The sequence below is a fragment of the Sphingobacterium anhuiense genome, from assembly GCF_042686355.1.
Lineage (GTDB): Bacteria > Bacteroidota > Bacteroidia > Sphingobacteriales > Sphingobacteriaceae > Sphingobacterium > Sphingobacterium anhuiense.
In genome coordinates this window covers 52179-59575 of the sequence record NZ_JBHUPE010000013.1, presented here as the reverse complement: position 1 = coordinate 59575, position 7397 = coordinate 52179, and the positions used below count along the sequence as shown (strand labels likewise).

The 7397-nt window shown below is 38.5% G+C and carries 5 protein-coding genes; 4 read left to right on the top strand and 1 reads right to left on the bottom strand.

Features of this window, described 5'->3' with window-relative positions; genetic code table 11:
- Positions 1-1161: 1161 nt before the first annotated feature.
- Genes ACFS6I_RS22305 through ACFS6I_RS22295 form a run of 3 tightly spaced genes read left to right on the top strand, consistent with a single transcriptional unit; the run spans position 1162 to position 4491 of the window.
- Complete coding sequence (locus tag ACFS6I_RS22305) at positions 1162-2343, top strand: glycosyltransferase family 4 protein (protein WP_380923886.1); 1182 nt, start codon at positions 1162-1164, stop codon at positions 2341-2343.
- Positions 2343-3323 (top strand): lysylphosphatidylglycerol synthase domain-containing protein, encoded by a 981-nt coding sequence (locus tag ACFS6I_RS22300; protein WP_380923884.1) that lies wholly within the window; start codon positions 2343-2345, stop codon positions 3321-3323. The genes ACFS6I_RS22305 and ACFS6I_RS22300 overlap by 1 nt, the downstream gene beginning before the upstream one ends.
- A 1-nt stretch (position 3324) precedes the next feature.
- Entirely contained in the window at positions 3325-4491 is a 1167-nt protein-coding gene (locus ACFS6I_RS22295) for a glycosyltransferase family 4 protein (protein WP_380923882.1), read from the top strand.
- Positions 4492-4612: 121 nt separating this feature from the next.
- Here ACFS6I_RS22295 and ACFS6I_RS22290 read toward each other — a convergent pair whose 3' ends face one another.
- Positions 4613-5785, bottom strand: a complete 1173-nt coding sequence (locus tag ACFS6I_RS22290; RefSeq protein ID WP_380923880.1) for an acyl-CoA dehydrogenase family protein — start codon at positions 5783-5785, stop codon at positions 4613-4615.
- Between the two features lie 78 nt (positions 5786-5863).
- Here ACFS6I_RS22290 and amaB point away from each other — a divergent pair, with 78 nt between their 5' ends.
- Complete coding sequence (gene amaB, locus ACFS6I_RS22285) at positions 5864-7393, top strand: L-piperidine-6-carboxylate dehydrogenase (protein WP_380923878.1); 1530 nt, start codon at positions 5864-5866, stop codon at positions 7391-7393.
- The last annotated feature ends 4 nt before the right edge of the window (positions 7394-7397 follow it).

Here is a 7397-nt window from a genome sequence, read left to right as displayed (position 1 = left end):
TGGGACTGCAAAGGTAGAAATCTTTTTGGTTTCTCCAAAATAAATGTGAAAATTTATTTTTTTGTTTTCCTGCTGTTTCTGCGTTTAACCTGAATTAAACCCTTCTTTTTTCAGTGCCTCCCCTTTCGGATCAGCCGTTCCTCCCTTGCGGAGTGGTGCAAAGATAGCGACTTTTTATATTCACTTCCTAATCTTTTTGGGAAATAGTTTTCCGTGAACGGGTAAAGGGCTTATAACGTGGTGGATAAATTTACCTATGATCTGTTCTCGGGGCTGAGAAACGGACAATCCTGGCTTTAAACTGTAAAAAAGGGTAGCAGGAGGACTGTTCGTCCTGGGACTTTCTTTTATGGATACAGTATTATTTTACGGAATGGTTCCGCAAGAAAATATATTTTTCCGGAGTATTGGCACAGCGGATCATCGACACTATATATACTATTAATATAGCTGATAAGGTATTTCATGCCTATTCATGCTGCCCGCAGGGCCGGCATCTTTACTTTATACTATATAGTACATACTACAAAAGTGGGGCAGAGAAGTTGTTGTCTTAATATAGCCAAGCTATCCTCATTGGAATAGTCCGGAATAAGGCATATTATAACCTGATCGGGAACTGATAGGGACCTGATTATTACTTAAACTAGGATTAACATAGAGATTACTGGGATTTTATAGGGGGTTAATAGGGCTTTACCCCTACTAACCCCCTATAAACCCCTTCTTATATCCCTGTTATATCTCTATTATACTAGAACAAGACACCCAGTTGCTTATAACATGATATCACCCTGCTAACAATGGTATGTTTCTAACAATATGCCTCACATGTTATCCTCTTCAACATCAAAAATTGCTTATGAACATCGAATAAAAACTCCCTCCTATTAATGGTTGTATGAATAGGATGATTATCCAAGATGTCTACCATAAACTTCTATTAAGAGGAATTTTCATTAAACCATCACTATACATTCATTTAAACATAGGTTGAAGGAATCGTAATACTGATTCATCTTAACTCTGCTCTCCTCAAAAAAGTAAGAACAATATTATATTCATATTTCCATAATACCGGGATAATGTAAAAAACATCATTTATTCACATGTCCTTATTCATAAGGAAACATAGAGCTCCTTACTTTGAAAAAATGATTCATGATGATAAGAGTTGCTTTTTTTGCGGAGATAATGATTCCTGACTTTGACGGAGCTTCACGAACAATTTTTCAACTTGTCGACCGCATCGATAAAAAACGGTTTGAATTTTTGTTCATATATGGAACAGGGCCAGATCAAGTACAAGATTTCGAGTGCTTGAAAATACCATCTTTAAGCATTCCGATACAACAGAACTACAGTATGGCGATTCCAGCTCTAGCAGATCAACGCTTAAAAAAGAAACTCCAGGATTTTAATCCCGATATTATTCATATTGCGACACCTTCTCTTTTAGGTTTCTACGGACAGCGATATGCATTAAAAAATCAGATACCGGTCATCAGCATCTACCATACACACTTTGTCAGCTATATTGACTACTATCTCAAGCATTTTACTTTTTTGGTTGGCCCTACAAAGAAAAGAATTATCCAGACACAGAATAAATTCTATAATAACTGTGATAAAATCTATATTCCAACAAATAGCATCGTTTGCGAACTTACAAAAATGGGCATTAACCCAAGCTTGATGCAGATCTGGAAACGTGGAATTGACAACAGTCTATTTTCTCCAGACAAAAAAGATCACAATTGGCTGCAAGAAATAACAGGAAACAGGCATCCGACGATATTATTTGCCAGTAGACTGGTTTGGGAGAAGAATTTAAAAACCCTGATCGCGATCTACAGCTTATTAAAGCAACAGAACATTCTTTTCAATTTTATAGTCGCTGGAGACGGTTCTGCGATGGACTCTTGTCGACAGCAGATGCCTGAAGCGATCTTTTTGGGCAAATTGAATCATCATGACCTTGCTAAGTTGTATGCTTCTTCAACCTTATTTGTCTTTCCTTCACATTCCGAGACTTATGGTAATGTCGTTATCGAAGCCATGGCATCAGCGTTACCTTGCATTATTGCAGATGGCGGAGGTTCTGCAGATTTAATAACAGAAAGTGTAACAGGCTTTAAATGTAAACCGCAGGATGCGGCAGCTTTTGTTAATCGCATTATACACTTACTACAGGATAATAGATTAAGAAAGGAGATTGGACATGCGGGATTGCAATTCAGCAAATCAATAGACTGGAGCTCTTTAGCTAACACCTATTTTGAAGACTTAGAACAAATGAACAGAACCGCTAAAGATTCAATCATTAAATTTCAGGTTGGTTAATGCGTAAAAACATTTTCAAAATTACACTTAGTCTTGTCGTACTCTCTTCATTGCTTGTCTTTATCAGTCACATTGATCTTAAGGCAGTACTAAAAGAAGTTACTAATATAGGGTGGAATCTCCTCTGGATTATAGTCATTACGGGTTTAGCCTATGTATTGGCTACAGCGGGATGGCAAAATTGCTTCATCGAAAAACCGAAACGGACTTCCTTATGGCAGCTATTCTGCATCCGACATATCGGGGAAACAATAGGGCTATTTAATCCCACTAGCATTATTGGGGGCGATTATATAAAAACAGTCCTGCTGAAACCGACGGGTACATCTGAACAAGAGATTTTAAATTCAGTTTTAATATCGCGGTTTTTGACCATTATCACGCAATTTTCATTATTTGGAATTTCTGGTCTTTGGTTTTTAATGAGCTCTTTTAATCAAAATATTCCTAAACAACTGCTAGCGGTACTGTGGATATTAGTGATTACATTTTTTTGTATTCCACTAATTATTTTTATTATTCTCAAGAAATCCAAAGAACTACAAGTGGCTTCTACGCTATCCTGGAAAGCACTCCGAAAACTAAGTATACGTATTCAGATGATCCTAAATGCGGTACTAACTTTTCATCAAAATCAGCCGTGCAAATGTTATCGTGCATATTTTTATTTTTTCTTACACTGGACTGTTGGTGCTTTGGAACTTTTCCTCATCCTATACTTTTCAGGTATTACGATTCCGATTATCCTGAGTCAATTTATGGACATGGGTATTATTATTATCAAAAGCTTTGGCGCTTTTATTCCTGCTCAAATTGGGGTGGAGGAATTAGGGAATAAAATTTTACTGACCAGTGCTGGTATCTATACGGTTCAAATCTGGCTGATCATCGCTTTAATAAGACGTTCTAGACAAGTTTTTTGGATTGCATTTGGTTTTTTAGCTTATTTCGGAATTAAAAAAGGGGGGATACGATCCTAATATGGAAATTCTTTGTGTAAGTCATAAATTTCCGCCCGCTATTGGAGGGATGGAAAAACAAAGCTTTGAGCTTATTAACGGATTGGCTCCCTATACAACTGTACATAAAATAGTTTATCAGGGGGATGAATCTATTATCAAATTTTTTTACCTTTTAAATAAGCGGATTCTAGCGTTGCTCTTATTACATCCTAATATAAAGGTTATTCATTTTAATGATGGTCTGATTGCGGCTTTGTCTTTAAGACATAAGGGTTATGAACAGTTAAAACGGGTGGTTACTGTTCACGGCCTTGATGTGGTTTTTCCTTTAGCCTATTTTCAACGTAAAATTATCCCTCAATTCAACAAATTTGACAAAATAATAGCTGTAAGTACTGCTACAAGGGAGGCTTCCATCAATCGTGGTATTCATCCCGATAAGATTGAAGTAATTCAAAATGGTGTAGACCATAGTCTTGTCTTGGATAACACTATGGCTATTGAAACTGTCTTAGAGAAATATGGAATTGCTACAAAGGCCGAGCATCTCATCATCGCCCTAGGCAGACCTGTGAAACGAAAAGGCATTTCCTGGTTTATTAAACATGTGCTACCTCAACTTCCATCAGATTATAAGCTGATCTTAATAGGTCCTTTTTCTCCAACCGCAACAAGGAAAGAGAAATTGCTTTATGCTCTCCCATCTTCTCTACGGCATCTAACGATGTTGTTCTTAGGATTTCCATCCGATCAAAAAGCTATACGTCATTATTTACGGGATCCTAATTTCAAAGATCGGTTACAGCATATCGGAAAAATTCCTACGACTGATTTGCAATGCTTGTTACGCCACGCGGGATTATTCATTATGCCTAACATCAAAGTCGCTGGCGATATGGAGGGTTTTGGTTTGGTTTGCCTGGAAGCTAGTATCTGTGGGGCGACTGTATTTGCTTCGGATATTGAAGGGATCAGTGATGCGATCATTCATCAGAAGAATGGAGTTCTTCTACCTCCTGAGCAGGACAATTATTGGATTTCTGAAATTAAAAATACGCTTGAACATCCTTCGCTTCTCAAGAACAGAAACGAAGAATTTCAAGCATATTCTTTAGGACATTACAGCTGGGATAAAATGGTAAGGGCTTATTTTAATTTGTTTCAAAGCCTAATTAAACATTCTTAATGTTTCTTTTAGCTGTCCTTCTTATTGCAGATGAAAGCTGAGATATAGATGGCTTCAGATTTCCCTTCATGTTTATATTTCAAAGGAAATTGTGGGTCAATACCTCAAGTCGTCTAGCAAATTAAAAGGAGCTAATTCCTGTAATATCGTTACCTGTTATCAGCAGGTGAATATCATGGGTTCCTTCGTAGGTTATCACAGACTCTAAGTTCATCATGTGACGCATCATCGGAAAATCTCCCACAATTCCCATGGCCCCTAATATCTGTCTTGATTCCCTCGCGATTTCTAATGCCATGTGCACATTATTACGTTTTGCCATTGAAATCTGTGCTGGGGTTGCTTTTCCTTCATTTTTCAGCACGCCTAATCGCCACGACAATAATTGAGCTTTTGTGATCTCTGTGAGGAATTCTGCTAATTTCTTTTGTTGTAATTGATAGGATGCGATCGGTTTCCCAAACTGTTCTCGTTCTAATGCATATTTGACTGCCGTTTGGTAACAGTCTATTGCAGCTCCGATTGCTCCCCAAGATATGCCATACCGCGCGGAGTTCAAGCATGAAAAAGGTCCACGGAGCGAATTTACTTCTGGAAGAATATTTTCCGCGGGAATTGCTACGTTTTGAAAAATCAGCTCTCCGGTTTTAGAAGCACGTAGTGACCATTTATTTAGTGTTTCGGGAGTGGAGAAGCCATCCATACCTCGCTCTACTATGCATCCTCTTATTTTATCTTGTTCATCTCGTGCCCACACTATTGCTATATCACATATCGGGGCATTTGTAATCCACATCTTTGCTCCATTAAGGATATATTGGCCGTCTTTTTTTAACAAACGGGTTTCCATGGCTGCTGGGTCTGAACCATGGTTCGGTTCTGTTAAACCGAAACTACCGATATATTCTCCTGAGGCCAGCTTGGGAAGGTATTGTTTTTTTTGTTCTTCACTTCCAAATGTAAAAATGGGATACATCACTAATGATGACTGTACAGAGGCTGCTGATCGGATGGCGGAGTCTCCTGCTTCCAGCTCTTGCATAATAATACCATAAGCGATATGATCTAATCCTGCACCACCATATTCTACTGGTATATAAGGCCCCAAAGCTCCAAGAGCTCCTAATTTTAACATCAGATTGGGAATATCCTCATGATGTTGAGCGGCATGGTCTATAACTGGCTTTATTTCCGTAGTGACAAAATCACGAATGGATTGTCGGATGAGCTTATTTTCATCAGACAATAGCGCATCTATATTAAAATAATCACATGTTGAATTCATATCTGTCATAATTTAATATCTAAATATAGCCAATATTTAGAATATAATTCATTATATTTAAAATATAAACGAATAATATAAACCATTATGATAAAACAAGAATTAAAAGAATTGGGCATTCTAGCGACCAATCTGGGTTCTTCTACGGGACAAAATTGGTTTGCAACTGGTGCGGATATTACTTCCAGTTCTCCCGTTGATGGTCAGGTAATTGCTACAGTGACTTGCTCTTCCCATAATGATTATAAAGATATCTGCGTTCAGGCGAAAAAAGCATATGCGATCTGGCGACTTGTTCCTGCTCCGCAAAGAGGTGAAGTGATTCGGTTATTTGGGGATAAATTAAGGTCATTAAAACCTACTCTCGGAAAGCTTGTTTCTTATGAAATGGGAAAATCACTACAGGAAGGCATGGGCGAGGTGCAAGAAATGATTGATATCTGTGATTTTGCAGTCGGTTTATCCCGTCAGCTTTATGGTTCAACAATTCATTCGGAACGTCCCTCCCATCGTATGTACGATCAATATCATCCTTTAGGAGTTGTTGGTGTTATTTCTGCATTCAACTTTCCTGTGGCTGTTTGGGCATGGAATACAGCACTAGCATTGGTATGTGGAGATGTTGTGATCTGGAAACCGAGTGAAAAAACTCCTTTATGTGCCATAGCTTGTCAACAGATTTTGGCGGATATATTAAAACAGAAAGAATTACCAGAAGGTATCTCTAATTTGATAATTGGAGAAAAGACTGTGGGTGAATGGTTAGTAAATGATACTAATATTCCTTTAATATCTGCTACAGGCTCAACTGCAATGGGAAAAACAGTCGCGCAACATGTTGCTGCTCGCCTTGGCAGGTCTATTTTAGAACTTGGCGGAAATAATGCGATCATTATTACACCGGATGCGGACCTGAAGATGACAACGATTGGTGCTGTATTTGGCGCTGTAGGTACGGCTGGTCAGCGCTGTACTTCAACGCGTCGATTAATCATTCATGAAAGTGTGTATGAACAAGTGAAAGCATCATTGATAAAAGCTTATGCTCAATTACAGATCGGAGATCCTCTACTTCCAGAAAATCATGTAGGTCCACTGATCGATCAAAAGGCAGTCGCACATTATTTAGATGCCCTATCTGAAATTGAGAAACAAGGGGGTAAGCTGATTGTCACCGGTGGTTTACTCACTGGAAAGGGATTTGAAAGTGGTTGTTACGTGAAACCTGCGATTGCTGAAGTGGAAAACCATTATGATATAGTTCAACAGGAGACTTTTGCTCCAATTCTTTATTTAATAAAATATCAAGGTGATGTCATGGAAGCAATCGCTATCCAAAATGATGTGAAACAAGGGCTGTCTTCGGCTATTATGACTAATAATCTGCGCGAGGCGGAATTATTCCTCAGTGCACAAGGGTCAGATTGTGGAATTGCGAATATCAACATCGGAACATCGGGGGCAGAGATCGGCGGAGCTTTTGGAGGTGAAAAAGAAACTGGTGGTGGACGCGAATCTGGTTCGGATGCCTGGAAAGCCTACATGCGGAGACAAACCAATACCATTAATTATAGCACCGAACTTCCTTTGGCACAAGGAATAACTTTTAACCTTTAAATGA